At 63.9% G+C, this 13,648-nt stretch carries 12 protein-coding genes; 4 read left to right on the plus strand and 8 right to left on the minus strand.

Annotated elements, in window-relative coordinates; translation table 11 throughout:
• Positions 1 to 156: 156 nt before the first annotated feature.
• The 5 genes from SM755_RS02095 to SM755_RS02115 form a co-directional block, all read right to left on the minus strand.
• Complete coding sequence (locus SM755_RS02095; protein ID WP_323171240.1) at positions 157 to 882, minus strand: TlpA disulfide reductase family protein; 726 nt, start codon at positions 880 to 882, stop codon at positions 157 to 159.
• 225 nt (positions 883 to 1,107) lie between these two features.
• Positions 1,108 to 1,851: an alkyl hydroperoxide reductase gene (locus SM755_RS02100; RefSeq protein WP_323171241.1), complete on the minus strand. Its 744-nt coding sequence runs from the start codon at positions 1,849 to 1,851 to the stop codon at positions 1,108 to 1,110.
• 64 nt (positions 1,852 to 1,915) lie between these two features.
• Positions 1,916 to 2,491, minus strand: a complete 576-nt coding sequence (locus tag SM755_RS02105; RefSeq protein WP_323171242.1) for a class I SAM-dependent methyltransferase — start codon at positions 2,489 to 2,491, stop codon at positions 1,916 to 1,918.
• 74 nt (positions 2,492 to 2,565) lie between these two features.
• Positions 2,566 to 3,660: a phosphotransferase family protein gene (locus tag SM755_RS02110; RefSeq protein ID WP_323171243.1), complete on the minus strand. Its 1,095-nt coding sequence runs from the start codon at positions 3,658 to 3,660 to the stop codon at positions 2,566 to 2,568.
• Between the two features lie 117 nt (positions 3,661 to 3,777).
• The gene (locus SM755_RS02115; RefSeq protein WP_323171244.1) at positions 3,778 to 5,250 is read right to left on the minus strand and encodes an aldehyde dehydrogenase family protein; all 1,473 of its coding nucleotides are present in this window, start codon (positions 5,248 to 5,250) and stop codon (positions 3,778 to 3,780) included.
• A gap of 778 nt (positions 5,251 to 6,028) precedes the next feature.
• Between SM755_RS02115 and SM755_RS02120 the strand changes: the two genes are divergently transcribed.
• Positions 6,029 to 6,709, plus strand: coding sequence for a LysE family transporter (locus tag SM755_RS02120; RefSeq protein ID WP_323171245.1), 681 nt, complete (start codon positions 6,029 to 6,031; stop codon positions 6,707 to 6,709).
• Positions 6,710 to 6,818: 109 nt separating this feature from the next.
• Here SM755_RS02120 and SM755_RS02125 read toward each other — a convergent pair whose 3' ends face one another.
• Positions 6,819 to 7,493 (minus strand): HD domain-containing protein, encoded by a 675-nt coding sequence (locus SM755_RS02125; RefSeq protein ID WP_049915171.1) that lies wholly within the window; start codon positions 7,491 to 7,493, stop codon positions 6,819 to 6,821.
• Between the two features lie 224 nt (positions 7,494 to 7,717).
• Between SM755_RS02125 and SM755_RS02130 the strand changes: the two genes are divergently transcribed.
• The 3 genes from SM755_RS02130 (at position 7,718) to SM755_RS02140 (ending at position 10,645) form a co-directional block, all read left to right on the plus strand.
• The gene (locus SM755_RS02130; RefSeq protein WP_049903206.1) at positions 7,718 to 8,176 is read left to right on the plus strand and encodes a cobalamin B12-binding domain-containing protein; all 459 of its coding nucleotides are present in this window, start codon (positions 7,718 to 7,720) and stop codon (positions 8,174 to 8,176) included.
• A complete protein-coding gene (gene meaB / locus SM755_RS02135; protein WP_323171246.1) occupies positions 8,173 to 9,348 on the plus strand; it encodes a methylmalonyl Co-A mutase-associated GTPase MeaB in 1,176 nt (391 codons plus the stop codon). The genes SM755_RS02130 and meaB overlap by 4 nt, the downstream gene beginning before the upstream one ends.
• A gap of 223 nt (positions 9,349 to 9,571) precedes the next feature.
• Positions 9,572 to 10,645, plus strand: a complete 1,074-nt coding sequence (locus SM755_RS02140) for an alpha/beta hydrolase (protein WP_323171247.1) — start codon at positions 9,572 to 9,574, stop codon at positions 10,643 to 10,645.
• A gap of 47 nt (positions 10,646 to 10,692) precedes the next feature.
• Here SM755_RS02140 and SM755_RS02145 read toward each other — a convergent pair whose 3' ends face one another.
• Positions 10,693 to 12,309 carry a BCCT family transporter gene (locus SM755_RS02145; RefSeq protein ID WP_323171869.1) on the minus strand — a complete coding sequence of 539 codons (1,617 nt, stop codon included), beginning with the start codon at positions 12,307 to 12,309 and terminating at the stop codon, positions 10,693 to 10,695.
• 445 nt (positions 12,310 to 12,754) lie between these two features.
• Positions 12,755 to 13,609, minus strand: a complete 855-nt coding sequence (locus SM755_RS02150; protein WP_006664384.1) for an NAD+ synthase — start codon at positions 13,607 to 13,609, stop codon at positions 12,755 to 12,757.
• Positions 13,610 to 13,648: the final 39 nt, after the last annotated feature.

The following is a 13,648-nucleotide window of genomic DNA, read 5'->3' on the forward strand; positions in this document are numbered from 1 at the left end:
CCGGCTCTACCACCCTGCCGTGTCGTCTCTCGGTGGTGCAGCGGCTCGCGCCCGCCGTCTCACCAGTCGGAGTGTTAGTTACCGATAGCAATACGGGACAATGAATAGCGTGTCAGGACGGGCGATACTTGTCTCGCTATCAGGCGTCCACCGTCCTTACGCGCTCGAGTCCGAACTCGTCTCGGTTTCGCCGCTCTCGCGTTCACTCTCGTTTGCGGTATCAGCTGCCGTCGACTCGGATTCGCTCTCGTTCTCACCGCTATCTGCTCCGTCTTCCTCAGCCTCGGTTTCTGCCGCCCGTTCGCGGTACGCCTCGAGTTCGGGTTCGATCGCGTACTTCAGCTTTCGGGCATCAGGGTTTCCGGTCATGTGGCGGTGTTTCTCCCCGTTTTCGTCGATTATGATCACGACCGGATAGCCGACGACCTGGTAGGCCGAAGCCAACGACCGCCCGGAATGAAACCCGAGGTACCAGTTACCGCTGTGCTCGTCCCACCACTCGCGGAGTTCGTCGTGATCCTGCTCGGGGGTAATCGAGACGACGGTCAGATCGTCTCCGTACTCCTCCTTGAGTTCGTCGCGGGCGGATCTGAGTTGTGGCATGAGCGCCTGACAGTTCCCGCAGCTCGGCGCGAAGAACATGGCGACGGTGACGCCGTCGTTCGGGACCTCGAGCGTTCCGGCCTCGCTGCCGGTTGCCTCGATCGTTTCGAGTTCAATCGGGCCGTCGTCTCCGTCGGTTCCGTCCGCGTTTCCGCTCGGCGTGTTCGCGGATCGCGGTTCGCCGAAGGAATCGATGGGGATGGCTCCCGAGAGGATGCCGCCGGCACCAGCGAGGACGCCGACGCTGCCGACGCCGGCGAGAAGCGTTCGCCGTTTCATCGGGCCGTCACCACCGACGGACGGCACGTGCTAGCTGCGGGACATCGAGGACGAGAGCGACCGGAGTCGGGCCACCCACCGAGGCGCTGACTCGAACTCCGAAATCGCCACGGGGAAAGCGATCGCCGGGGTTTCATGCGCGAGTGTACGTGATCAAGACCAATGGGTCCACTGGTTCGTCTCTCGAAGGTGACAGGTGGCTGTGATCCGCAGACCCAGGGACGATTACCCGCTCGTCTCGTTCGTGTCCGTTTCCGTGGTCGTTCCAGCGTCGTCTAGCGTCTCGAGCGTCTCCGTGACGCCGGTCACGAAGTTCGCGGTCGTCGTGCCGCCCTCATCTCGCCAGTGGCTCTCTCCGTCGGCGTCGATGACGACCGTCGTCGGCGTACCGCTGACCTCGTAAACGTCCTGTAACGTGCCCTCTTCGTCCATGCCGATCGTCCAGTTCCCGTCGTGAGCGGCCCACCACTCGCCGAGTTCAGCCGGCGAGGGCGAGGCACCGTAGGTGGTGTCGATGACGGAGAACACCGTCACGGTCCCGTCGGGGCCGACGGTGTAGTCGAGTTCGTCGCCCGTCGAATCCTGTTGGGGCTCGTCCATGAGTCGTTCTCGTACGGTTCCGATCGTCGAGTGCAAGCCCTCGCTGGTCGGGCAGTGGACGCGAGTGAAGTTGAGAAGCATGATGCCCTCTGACGGCGGGATGGTCATCGTCCCGGCTTCGCTCCCCGGGCCGTCGACCGTCGTGATGTCCATCGGGAGGGACGGAGAGACGGTGGATCGATCGGCGGAATCGTCAGTGTCGTTTTCGTCGCCGGTGCTGTTGGCGGCGTCGGTTTCGTCGCTTCCATCGCCGCCGGAGCGATCCAGACAGCCGGCGAGCGCCGCCAGCGTCGTTCCGCTCGTCGCCGTCGCGGCAAGCAGGGACCGTCGGGTGGTTCTCCACGGTAGCGTCGATCCGGTGGTGCGCATACCCTCCCCTCTCACCGCGTAGTGCCATGAATCGGTGGGTGGCGTTTGCGCCCCCTGAATCCGCTCACTCGCCCCGCGATCCCCGTGCATTGCGAGCGACGCAGACGTACGTCTCCGGCCGCTCCGTCGCCCGCGTCACCGCGAACCCCGCCTCACGCAGGGCCGTCACCGCCTCGCCGAGTGCGTACCGCTCCGACAGCGGCGGCCCCGCCGCCCGCTCGCCCGTCGCAGACCAGTCGACCGTCACCAGTCGCCCGCCCGGCCGCAGCACCCGCCCGAGTTCAGTCAGACTCTCCTCGCTCGCGAACTCGTGATACGTGTCGACCGAAAAGGCGGCGTCGAGGCTGCCTTCGGCCAGCGGCAGGTCGTCGACGGGCGCATGAATCGGCTCGACGGTCGCCGGGAGCCCCTTCTCGCGATAGAACTCGTGCATCTCGGCCTGCACGTCGACGGCGTAGAGGGTGTCGACGAACGGGGCGATGTCGTCGGCGTAGAAGCCGGTGCCGCTGCCGAGGTCGGCGACCGTCAGCCCGTCGTGGGGTTCGAGCAGGGCGAGCAGTTCCTCGCGCGAACACCAGCGGTAGCGGCTCTCGTCCTCGAGCGCGGCGGCGCGGTCGGGATCGTAGGTGTGAAATCCCATACCGGTGATTCGCTCCCCGAGAGTATGATTTCGAGGGTCACACTCCGTCCTTCGATACTTCCTACGGGAGCTGTCTACAGTTCGAACTCGCCGGTGACGATGCTGTGTGCGATTCGCGCCATATACTCGACGTGCGGTTCCCAGTGAGACTCGTTCCCCGCTTCGATTCGGTGGCGGTGAAGGTCCGCCCACACCGTCGCGAGCATCAGTGCCGCGTGGGCTCGGTAGAACCGTTCGTTCTCGAACTCGATTCCCGTCTCGTCCTCGTAGCGGGTAACGAGCTCCCGACGGCTGGGACTCCCCGGCCGCATCGTGAACGGAGCCAGTCCGTTTTCGTTCGCCGCTCTCAACTGTTGAATCGCGTCTTCGTTCGAATACCGCGCTTCGAGTTCGTCGAGCGGCGGTGTCGGATCGTTCTCGTCCCGCCAGCGGAGCAGGAGATAGCCGAGTTCGGTCTGGGGATCGCCGATCATCGCCGTTTCCCAGTCGAGAACGCCGGTTATCTCGGGGCTATCGCCGGCGGCGAAAAGCACGTTTCCCGGTCTGAAGTCGCCGTGAACGACCGTTCGTTTTGACTCTTCGGGGACGTTTTGGCGGAGCCACTCCGCAACGGATCGAAGTAGCGGGAATTCGCGGCCCGTTACGGTCGCCGTCTCATCGAGTCGGGCGGTTGCGCGATCGATTTGGTTCAGCGGAGACTGCCGGTTACAGCACTCCTCGAACGGGGAAACGTCCAGCGAGTGAATCGCGGCGAGCGTCTCGATCAGGTTCGCCGCCACGTCGTTTCGCGAGGTTTCGTTCTGGAACCGCTCCGGGAGATCCGACCCGAGCGGGATCGTCGAGCCCTCGAGAAACGTAGTGACGAAAAACGAGTTCCCGATCACCGAAGCATCGTCGCAAAACAGGACCGGCTCCGGAGTCGGAATCGAGGCGTCACCGAGCGCTCGGAGCACGCGATACTCCCGTTTCACGCCGATGAACAAGTCCGTCCGTCGCAACTTATTCGGTCGTCGCAAGACGTACCGCTGCTCGTCGTTTGCGGTCGAAATCACGAGCGTCAAATTGAGACCGTCGTTGAGAACCCGGGTTTCGCCGACATCGATATCTAGTTCTCCCGAAAGGTACGTTTCAAGGCCGGCCGCGTCGATGGCCGTCTCCGTCCCGCTCATACTCCAAAATAGTATCTCTTTTTATAAAATATCGACGGAAAATAACCGGTGCTGCGTGACGGTGTCTCGGCCAAAACCGGATCGTACGCCGCAGTGAGACGATTCCCGTCGGGACGGCTACTGTCCTCGCTCGTCGAGGTTCACCGAGATCGACTTCGTCTGCAGGTACGAATCGAGCGCCTCGAGTCCCTTCTCGCGGCCGATCCCGCTCTGTTTCATCCCGCCGAAGGGCGTCTCGACCGACCCGCCGAACCACTCGTTGACGTAGACGCCGCCTGCCTCGAGTTCGCGCGCCATCGAGAGCGCCTGCTTGATGTCGCGGGAGAAGACGCCACCCGTCAGGCCGAACTCGACGCCGTTCGCGATCGACATCGCTTCCTCGCGGTCCGAAAACGGGATCACCGTCAGCACGGGGCCGAAGATCTCCTCCTGGGCGATCTTGGACTGCGGGTCGACGTCCGAGAAGACCGTCGGCGGGACGAAGTAACCGTCGTCGTCGAGCGGTTCGCCGCCGGTTTCGAGCGTCGCGCCCGATTCGATCCCTGCGTCGATGTACTCGAGCACCGCCTCGTAGTGGGCTTCGTGGTTGAGCGGCCCCATATCCGGATCGTCGACGCCCGGCCCCAACTCGTAGGACTCGGCCCGGTCGACGATCCGCTCGACGAACTCGTCGTAGATCGACTCGTGGACCAGCGCGCGGTCGGCCGCCGAACAGATCTGCCCGGCGTTCGTGAAGATGCCGACGGCGGTCCAGAAGACCGCTTCGTCGAGGTCGGCGTCGGGCATCACGACGGCCGGATTCTTCCCGCCGAGTTCGAGCGTGACGGGCGAGAGGGATTCGGCCGCGGCCTCCATCACGGTCTGGCCGGTGGCGACGCTGCCGGTGAACGTGAGCGCGTCGACGCCGTCGTGGGCGGTGAGGGCCGCGCCGGGTTCGCTACCGCCGGTGACGACGTTGACGACGCCGTCCGGAACGCCCGCCTGCTGGCACAGGTCCGCCAGGTGGAGCGCGGAAAGCGGCGTCGTCGGTGCGGGTTTTGCGACGACGGTGTTGCCCGCAACCAGCGCCGGCGCGATGCCACGAGCAGTGAGGTTCAGCGGAAAGTTCCACGGGATAATCTGCCCGCTGACGCCGTAGGGTTCCCGTACGGTGATATTGAGCGAGTCCTGGCCGGTCGGAACCTGTTTCCCCTCGAGTTTGTCGGCCGCGCCGGCGTAGTACTCGAAGAACCGGGCGGCCCCCTCGATGTCGGTTCGGGCCTGCGTGAGCGGCTTGCCCTGATCGCGGCTCTCGATTCGGGCGAGTTCAGCAGCGTTGTCCCGGATGAGATCAGCGATTCGATGGACGATGCGGCCGCGTTCGGCCGGCGCGGTCGCCCGCCAGGCCGGAGCCGCTTCCCGAGCGGCTTCGACCGCACGATCGACGGTCTCGGCGGTGGCGGCCTCGACCGTCGCGAGCGGTTCGCCGGTCGCGGGATCGGTCGTCGTAAACCCCTCGGCGGCGTCCGACTGGCTGAACTCGCCGTCGATGTACGGTCGGTACTGCTCCTGAAGTTCGATTTCGATTTCGCTTTCGAGTGTCGTTGTCATGGGTTGTCGCTGGGACCCCGCAGCGGGCCTGGTGGCTCCGCACTGCGGGCTGCCGTCTCTGCACCGACGAAGGCAATTCACATAAGCGTCAGTATCTGTTTTCGGAGATATTAACCAAATCCAGTATCATTCTGGCAGGCAATAGTAGATAATGACACCTAGTGTGGTTATCGGCGCGACGTGGCACGCGCGGCGCTGGTGCTCGTCGATTTGAGGGACAGGGGTGGAAGATGCCCCGGCGGGTGTCGGCCGGGACATCGCTTCTTCCCGCGAGGGACCGAAGCATGAATCTATGCGTTCCGCCGAGATATAAAGCTCCCGAACCGTCGGTGATCCACTTTAGACATCGGATAGTAGCCATGATTCACTACCAAGTGACAATTAGAAGGGAAACCAGCCTTTCAGGGGAGCTGCTCGCGTGCAACCGCTAATCAACCGCTTCGCGGTCGGGTTCCGGCCGTCAGCCGAACTCTCGCGGGGGTGCCGACAGCCTGTCGGTTCCAGAGAGTCACCACCAATAGCAACACCACCCCGACCACCAGTGACCGGAACCGAACTCGCACTACAGCACCGCTCACGACGAGCCATCTCCGGCCCCGTAAGCGCGGAATTCCGTCCCGGAAACGCGGCTCGACGCACGATCGGCTCAAACGATTTGAACGAACCGATCACCCCGATGAGCGACGAGAAATAACTGAACTCGACCGCATCTTTGGTCCTCCTTCGCCGCGGTCGCTGTCCTTTTCACATCGCCGCCCCCACTCTAATCCGACTACACGTGTTACACGCTGTCGGGACGCTCCTCGCGGGCGTCGTCTTCGGGATCGCCCTCGCAGCCCCGCCGGGGCCGATGAACGCCATCATCGCCGAAGAGAGCGTGCTGCGCGGCTGGACCGCCGGTTTCTGGGCAGGCCTCGGTGCGATGCTCGCCGATGTCGTCTTCTTCGTCCTCGTCCTGGCCGGCGTCGTCACCCTCATCGACCGCTATCCCGCGATCAGACCCGCGCTGTACCTCCTCGGGGGCATCCTCATGTTGTACTTCGCACTCGGGGCAATCGAAGAGGCACGACATACCGCCGCCTTCACCGACGGCGAGACCGCCTCAACCGCCGGCTTTCGCAAAACGTTCGCCCTCTCGCTGACTAATCCCTACCAGCTCGGCTTCTGGCTCACCGTCGGCGTCGGCCTCCTCCAGCCCGGCACCCTCGATATCTTCGCCCACGTGCCCGCCATCGACTCCGTCCTCGCGGGTTCGCTCGTCGTCCAGACCGGCTCTCCTGAACTCTTGCTCGGCTTTTTCGGCGGGATCGCCGTCTGGATCGTCACCTATCCCGCGGCGCTTGCCGCCGCCGGGCGGCGCGTCGACGCCCTCGCACCGACGATCGCCGCGCTGAGCGCCGTCGTTCTCGTCGGCTTCGGCGCGCTCTTTCTCGTCGTCGGGACGCTCGCGATCGTCTGACCGGTCGGGACGCTCGCGATTTAGAAACTGTAGGAAAACCAGTGGCCGACCGAGTTCACCGCGCGCTGGGTTCGGGTGGTTTGGGTAGTGCGAGGTAGTTCAGTTCGGTTCAGTCGCCCATACCCGCGATTTCGTCTTCGAGCCACTCCCGGAACCACTTGACGCGTTTGAGACGCTGGTGGGCGATGCCCTCGGCAGTCTCGCTTTCGACGCGCGAGGCGGCGTTGTAGCCGCGCTCGAGGACGCGCTCGACCATTTCGTCGGTGTCCATGTGGGTACGGGCTTCGTAGCCCATGCGCAACAGCATGAGTGCGGTGCCGTTTGCGCCGACCTTATCGAGTAAGTCGGCTTCGATCAGACACTGCGTTTCGAGCGCCAGGTCGGTCAGGTCGCCCTGGTAGGAGTGTTGTTCGATGGCGCGACATACCTGGTGGACGAACGATTCGGGGAACTCGCCGCGCGATTCTAAGTATTCGCGGGCGACGCGGGCACCGGCCTCGGCGTGGAGTTCTTGATCGGTTTCGAGTTTGGCCACGTCGTGAAAGAGGGCGGCGACGCGAGTGACATCGACATCGGCACCCTCTTCGCGGGCGATTTCCGTCGCGAGTTCGACCACGTTGAGGATGTGGTTGTGCCGGTACTCGGCGGAGTGCCACGGGTACCAGCGCATTCGGCCGCCTTCCTCTTCTTTTTCGACGCTGGCCGCGAGATATTCGAAGACGAACGCCGTCATCTCCTCGAACTCGGCATCGGTAACCCTGCGTTCTTTTATTTCGACGCCCACGAGAGATCCCTCCGCAAGAGACGAACGATAGTCATTACCAGAATGTTCGGTCGTTTCGCTCTTTAGCCTTTGGTTCGGGGGTGACTCATTCACACAGTAGTAAACAAAGTGTCAGCCGTCTGCAACTGGGACGACGCGACCGATAGCGGTCGACCGTGCGGGCGATTCCTGATCCTGCCACAATTTCCGTTAAAGTCAAACAGGCGGCCGCGGAAGGCATGGGTATGAGCAGCGATCAGGACGAGGATTCCCAATCACAGCACCACACACAGACGGCGGAACGGGACCGCTCGATTCGGTGTCTCGTCGCCAAGGTCGGCCTCGATGGCCACGACCGCGGTGCACACGTTATCTCCCGAGCGTTTCGTGACGCCGGATTCGAGGTCATCTACTCGGGACTGCACAAGGCACCCGATGAGATCGTCCAGGCAGCAGTTCAGGAGGACGTCGACGTGCTCGGCATCTCGATCCTCTCGGGCGCACACGACACCCTCGTCCCGAAGATCATGGACGGCCTCGAAGAGTACGGCGCACGCGAGGATACCCTCGTCCTCGTCGGCGGCGTCATCCCCGACGAAGACCGCCCCGAACTCGAAGACGAAGGCGTCGCTGCGATCTTCGGTCCCGGCACGTCGATCGAAGAGACCATCGAGTTCGTCCGCGAAAACGCACCCGAGCGATGAACGCCGACGATCGAGAACTCCTTGATGCCCTTCTGGCCGGGGAGCACCGCGCACTCGCCCGGACGATTTCGAAAATCGAGAATCGCACGCCCGGCTATCGCGAACTCGTGTCGGAACTGTACGCCCACACAGGCAACGCCGACGTGATCGGGATCACGGGCAGTCCCGGCGCGGGCAAATCGACGCTGGTCGACAAACTTGCCGAAACCTACCGCGAGCGCGGCGAGACGGTCGGCATCATTGCGATCGATCCGTCCTCGCCCTTTACCGGCGGTGCCGTCCTCGGGGATCGTATCCGGATGGCCTCGACGATCGGCGATATGGATGTCTTCGTACGCTCGATGAGCGCTCGCGGCACGCTCGGCGGCCTCTCGACGGCCACGGCGGATGCGGTCAAGGCGATGGACGCCTTCGGCAAGGACAAGATCATCATCGAAACCGTCGGTGCCGGCCAGAACGAGGTCGATATCGTCCGGACGGCGGATACCGTCGCCGTCCTCGTCCCGCCGGGCTCGGGCGACTCGATACAGACGCTGAAAGCCGGTATCCTCGAGATCGCGGACGTCTTCGCGGTGAACAAGGCAGACCGCGACGGCGCAGACCGAACCGTCCAGGAACTCCGGGAGATGCTCCACATCGGCGAAGGCGTCGGCTTCGGCGGGTCCGGACACCACGGCGCTGATACGATGGCCGACGACGGGACCGAACCGACCGCCGGAACTGGAGCCGGAAACGAAAACGGAGGCGGAAACACGGACTCAAACGCAGAGGCAGGCCGAAGCGGAGTCGGTGACGACACCGATAGCCCCGCCGAGTGGACCCCCTCCATCGTCGAAACCGTCGCCACCGACGGCACCGGCGTCGACACATTCATCGACGAACTCGCCGCCCACCAGTCGTTCCTCGTCGACTCCGGCACCCGCGCCGAGAAGGTCCGCGAGCGCTACGCCGAGGAGATCCGCACCCTCCTTCGCGAGGACATCAACACGCTGCTCGAAACCGAACTCGAGGAGGCCGGCGGCGTCGAGGACCTCGCCGAAGCCGTCCGTACCGGCGATACCGATCCCTACACGATCGCCACCGAGGTGCTCTCACCAGTCGCTGCCTGTCTCGAAGAAGCGGCTGTGCAGGCCCCCAGACTCGAATCGGAGTCGGACGCCGACCGCCACTAAGACGACTGTCTCCTGCTCGCCGCCGTTGACCACTACCGTGTGATACGGACTGCTGTAAGTCATTTCCGGCGCAACCGCATGACGGACGCGGTCGCACCGGTAAATCGTTACAGCAGACCGTATGAGCCACCGTCGAACTCCCGCCGTGACTCGCCACCCGGCAACCGGACCCTGATGGACGATAACCCTACTTCTAAGACCGTCCCCGGTGTAGCCCTCGCCCATGAAAGCCCGTACAGTCCTCGGAGCGGCCATCGGAACCGTCGGTGCAGCCATCGTCGGCAACCGCCTCCTCGCGAAACGCGCCGGCGACCTCGAGAACCCGTTTACCGGCGTCGAGCGAACCTATCGCTGGCGCGGCATCGAAACCACCTACACGGTCGCCGGCGATCCGAACGATCCCGATATGCTCCTGTGTCACGGCGTCCACGCCGGCGCGAGCAGCCACGAGTTCAGCGAAATCTTCGAGCGACTGGCGGAAGACTATCACGTCTACGCGGTCGATCTTCCCGGCTTCGGCCGCTCGGAGCGCCCGCCGCTGGTCTATTCGCCGACGCTCTACATCGAGTTCCTTCGTGAGTTCGTGAGCGACGTGACGGACGAGCCGATCGTCGTCGCCTCCTCGCTCACGGGGTCGTTCGCGGTCGGGGCCGCGCGGGAATCCGACATCGCCGAACTCGTGTTGATCTGTCCGACGGACGACACGGGGTCGGCACGACCGTGGGTGCGGACGCTGCTCCGGGCACCGGTCGTGGGGACGACGCTGTTTAACCTGCTCGCGAGCGCGCCGTCGATTCGGTACTTCTACGACCGCGACGGCTATTACGATCCGGAGCGGATCGACGAGGAAACGGTCGCCTACGCCTGGCAGAGCGCCCACCAGCCGGGTGCCCGTTACGCACCGGCGTCGTTTGCGGCGGGGATGCTCGATCCGGGTGTCGATACCGATACCGGTGCTGGTGCTGATGCTGGTGACGAGACCGGCACCGGTGACGAAAGCGATACTGCGGACACAACCACGGAGCCCGATACCGCGTCCGACGAGTTCGACCTCGCGACCGAACTCGCCGCGCTCGAGACGCCGACCACGCTGATCTGGGGGCGCGACGCCGAACTCGTGCCGTTGCGCGAGGGGCGGGACCTGGCGGAAGCGGCGGATCTCGATCTGGTCGCGATCGATTACGCGACGCAGTTGCCCCACGCCGAACACCCGGACGAGTTCGTCGCGTATCTCACGGCGGAGTTGCTGGAGGGGAATACGGGGGATGCCGACGTCGGGTTCGGCGAGAACGCGTGAGCTGTCACGAGGTGGTGTGTGCCGCTGACTGATGACCCGACGTGCCGTTAGTCGTCTGCGACATCCTTGTCGATGACATCATCAGAGCCGGGAACCGACACGTCGTCCTCTTCGCGGAGGAACATCGATTCGCGGTCGCCGAACGCGAGTGCGACCGAGACGGCTGCCACCAGCGTAATGATCGCGAACGGGCCGCCGGTGATGATTGCGGCCGCTTGCAACGCATCGACGCCGCCGGTAACCATCAGCAGCGACGCGAGTGCGCCGATGAGCAGTCCCCAGACGACGCGGTTGATCGTCGAGGGCTCTCTCGCTCCGCCCGTGGTTAACATCCCCAGTGCCAGCGTTGAGGAGTCGGCCGACGTGACGAAGAACGTCGTCACGAGCACGAGGAACATCGCCGCTAACGCGCCGCCAAGCGGTAACGTCTCGAACAGCGGATAGCCAGCGGCCCCTTCGCCCAGTTCGCCGACGACGGCGAGGATGTCCGCCCGGCCGCGCTGCTGGGCGAAAATCGCCGAGCCGCCCATCGTCGCAAACCAGGGAATCGTCACACCGGTCGAGGCGACGACGCCGGTGACGGCGACCTGTCGAACCGTCCGCCCGCGCGAAATGCGGGCGATGAACAGCCCGACGAACGGGGCCCACGAGAACCACCACGCCCAGTAGAATACCGTCCACTCGCCGATCCAGTCCGCGACGCTTCCACCACCCGCAGCGCCGGCACCGGTGTAGAAACTCATCGTGATGAACTCGTTGATGTAGCCGCCGAGTGCCTGCGTTCCAACCGAGAGAATGTACTGCGTCGGGCCGAGCACGAGCGTCGAGACGAGCAGGACGAGGAACAATACGAGGTTGAAGTAAGAGATTCGTCGGATGCCCTTCTGGACGCCGAGCGTCACCGAAACGGTGAACGCAACCGTCAGGCCGGTAATGATGAGTACCGTCGTCAGGTCGCCGACCGAGGTGCCGGTCGTCCACTCGAGGCCAGTCAGGAACTGGTTGCCGACGAACCCGAGCGTCGCCGCGACGCCGCCGATCGTCGCGAACACCGCGAGGATGTCGACGAGTTTCGCGACCGGACGGTCGAGATTGTCGAGTCCGATCCACGGCGCGAGGATCGTCGAGATCCGAAGCGGCGCGTCGTACCGGTAGCCGTAGTAGGCGATCGGAATCCCCAGGACGACGTAAGCCGTCCACGCTGAGATGCCCCAGTGGAAGAACGTATACTGGATCGCGCCGACGGCTGCCTCGGGGGTTTGCGAACCGGCATCAAGAAACGGCGAGACCGTATCGTAGTGGAAAATCGCCTCCGCCGGCCCCCAGAAGACGATTCCCGCCGCAATCCCCGCCGAGTACAACATCGCGAAGTACGCGGGAAATCGAAAGGCCGGTTCCTCGTCGTCTCCGCCGAGTGTAATGTTCCCCCACGGGCTAAAGATGAGAAAGCCGACGAACGCTATCAGGGCGAACATAATCAGCAGGTACGCCCACCCGAAGTTCGACCAGAGGAACTCGTTGATACCGTCCATCAGGTCGGCCGTTGCCTCCTGGCGAAAAACGAATCCGAGAACGGTAAGCGCCGTGACGAGCACGCCGGCACCGAAAACGACGTGATCGAGTTCAGTCGTGAACTCGTCCCAGGCGTTTCGGAGTCGACCCATGCGTGCATCACCGCCGTCCGTGTGAGGTGTGTTGTCGGGGGCTGTCATTGGTGTCGCTGGTGAACTGGTGGGTATCGATATCGGTATGGTGTGGTGTGTCGTGTCAGCGGCTGTGTGAGTGTCTGCGTGTGCCGTGTGTGGCCTGCAGACGGCTGTGGTTGGCTATTACTGTCACTGGATCTGAGATGACAAGGAAACGACTGTCGCACCGATTTCGTCCCGAAACACCGCGTCCGGGCGTTCGAACTCGACGGTGACTCGCGGGCTGGAAATAGACATATTCCAGTCAGGTCAGCCGATCGATGTGGCGGTCTTCGCCGTGTCGTTCGGTCGGTCGGCTCGACTCCGCATCCGGACGCTCGCGGTGTTCATGACGATCGTGATGGTCGTGATACTGTACGGTGCTCGTCCGAACTCGTGCTCTCGGTGCGGTGGACTGGGTAGCTTAGAACAGTGGCTCCGGCGTTGCCGGTGGGGTTCGTTTGTGTGAACTCTCCTCGTGCATCGTTGCGACCTGTTCGACGCCGTCGACCGTCGTCTCGGTGAGCCGAGCGACGACCGAGGCTGGCAGGTTTCCGTCGATGTAGAACGCGAGGACGGCGTCGAGCGTATCGTAGTCGAACCCGAGTTCTTCCTCGTCGCTCTCGTAGTCGACCATGCCGCCGGTGGGCGTCTTCTGGACGATGGCTTCCGGCACGCCGAGAGCGGCGGCGAGCTGGCGGACCTGCTGTTTGTAGAGGTTGCCGAGCGGGTTGCAGTCGACGCCGCCGTCGCCGTACTTCGTCACGTAGCCCGTCGCGAGTTCGGCGCGGTTGCCGGTGCCGAGGACGAGTCGGTTCTCGCGGTTGGCGATCAGGTAGGTCGTCGTCATTCGCACGCGGGCGCTCGTGTTGCCGACGTAGCGGCCCTCCCACTGGGCTTCGGACTCGTTGTCGGACTCCGCGTCGGCGAGTTCGAGGAGGCGGTCCATGATCGGATCGATGCCGATCTGTTCGTACTCGATCCCGAGATCCTGGGCGACGCGTTCGGCGTCGCTCATGTTCTCGGCTTCGTTGACCGCCTTCGGGAGGATGATCCCGTGGACGTTCTCGGTCCCGAGCGCTTCGACGGCCAGATGGGCCGTCGTCGTGCTATCGATGCCACCGGAGAGCGCAATTTCGACGCCATCGGCGTCCGCGGCGTCGACGCGCTTTCGAATGAACTCGGTGAGATGTGTGAGCTGTGCATCGATCTCGTCTGTAGCGAATCGAAGATCAACCGGCTCGATCTCGTCCTGCGTCTGCTCGTAGAGGTTCGCCATGCGAACGCCCGGTTTAGCGGGACCAAGACATAAAAAGCA

The organism is Natrialba sp. PRR66, from assembly GCF_034808065.1.
GTDB lineage: Archaea > Halobacteriota > Halobacteria > Halobacteriales > Natrialbaceae > Natrialba > Natrialba aegyptia.

Coding starts and splice junctions, on each gene's coding strand:
- SM755_RS02110 (WP_323171243.1), bottom strand. CDS start 3,660: ATGAGCGGGACGGAGACGGCCATCGACGCGGCCGGCCTTGAAACGTAC.
- SM755_RS02115 (WP_323171244.1), bottom strand. CDS start 5,250: ATGACAACGACACTCGAAAGCGAAATCGAAATCGAACTTCAGGAGCAG.
- SM755_RS02130 (WP_049903206.1), top strand. CDS start 7,718: ATGAGCAGCGATCAGGACGAGGATTCCCAATCACAGCACCACACACAG.
- SM755_RS02140 (WP_323171247.1), top strand. CDS start 9,572: ATGAAAGCCCGTACAGTCCTCGGAGCGGCCATCGGAACCGTCGGTGCA.
- SM755_RS02150 (WP_006664384.1), bottom strand. CDS start 13,609: ATGGCGAACCTCTACGAGCAGACGCAGGACGAGATCGAGCCGGTTGAT.
- SM755_RS02095 (WP_323171240.1), bottom strand. CDS start 882: ATGAAACGGCGAACGCTTCTCGCCGGCGTCGGCAGCGTCGGCGTCCTC.
- meaB (WP_323171246.1), top strand. CDS start 8,173: ATGAACGCCGACGATCGAGAACTCCTTGATGCCCTTCTGGCCGGGGAG.
- SM755_RS02145 (WP_323171869.1), bottom strand. CDS start 12,309: ATGGGTCGACTCCGAAACGCCTGGGACGAGTTCACGACTGAACTCGAT.
- SM755_RS02105 (WP_323171242.1), bottom strand. CDS start 2,491: ATGGGATTTCACACCTACGATCCCGACCGCGCCGCCGCGCTCGAGGAC.
- SM755_RS02100 (WP_323171241.1), bottom strand. CDS start 1,851: ATGCGCACCACCGGATCGACGCTACCGTGGAGAACCACCCGACGGTCC.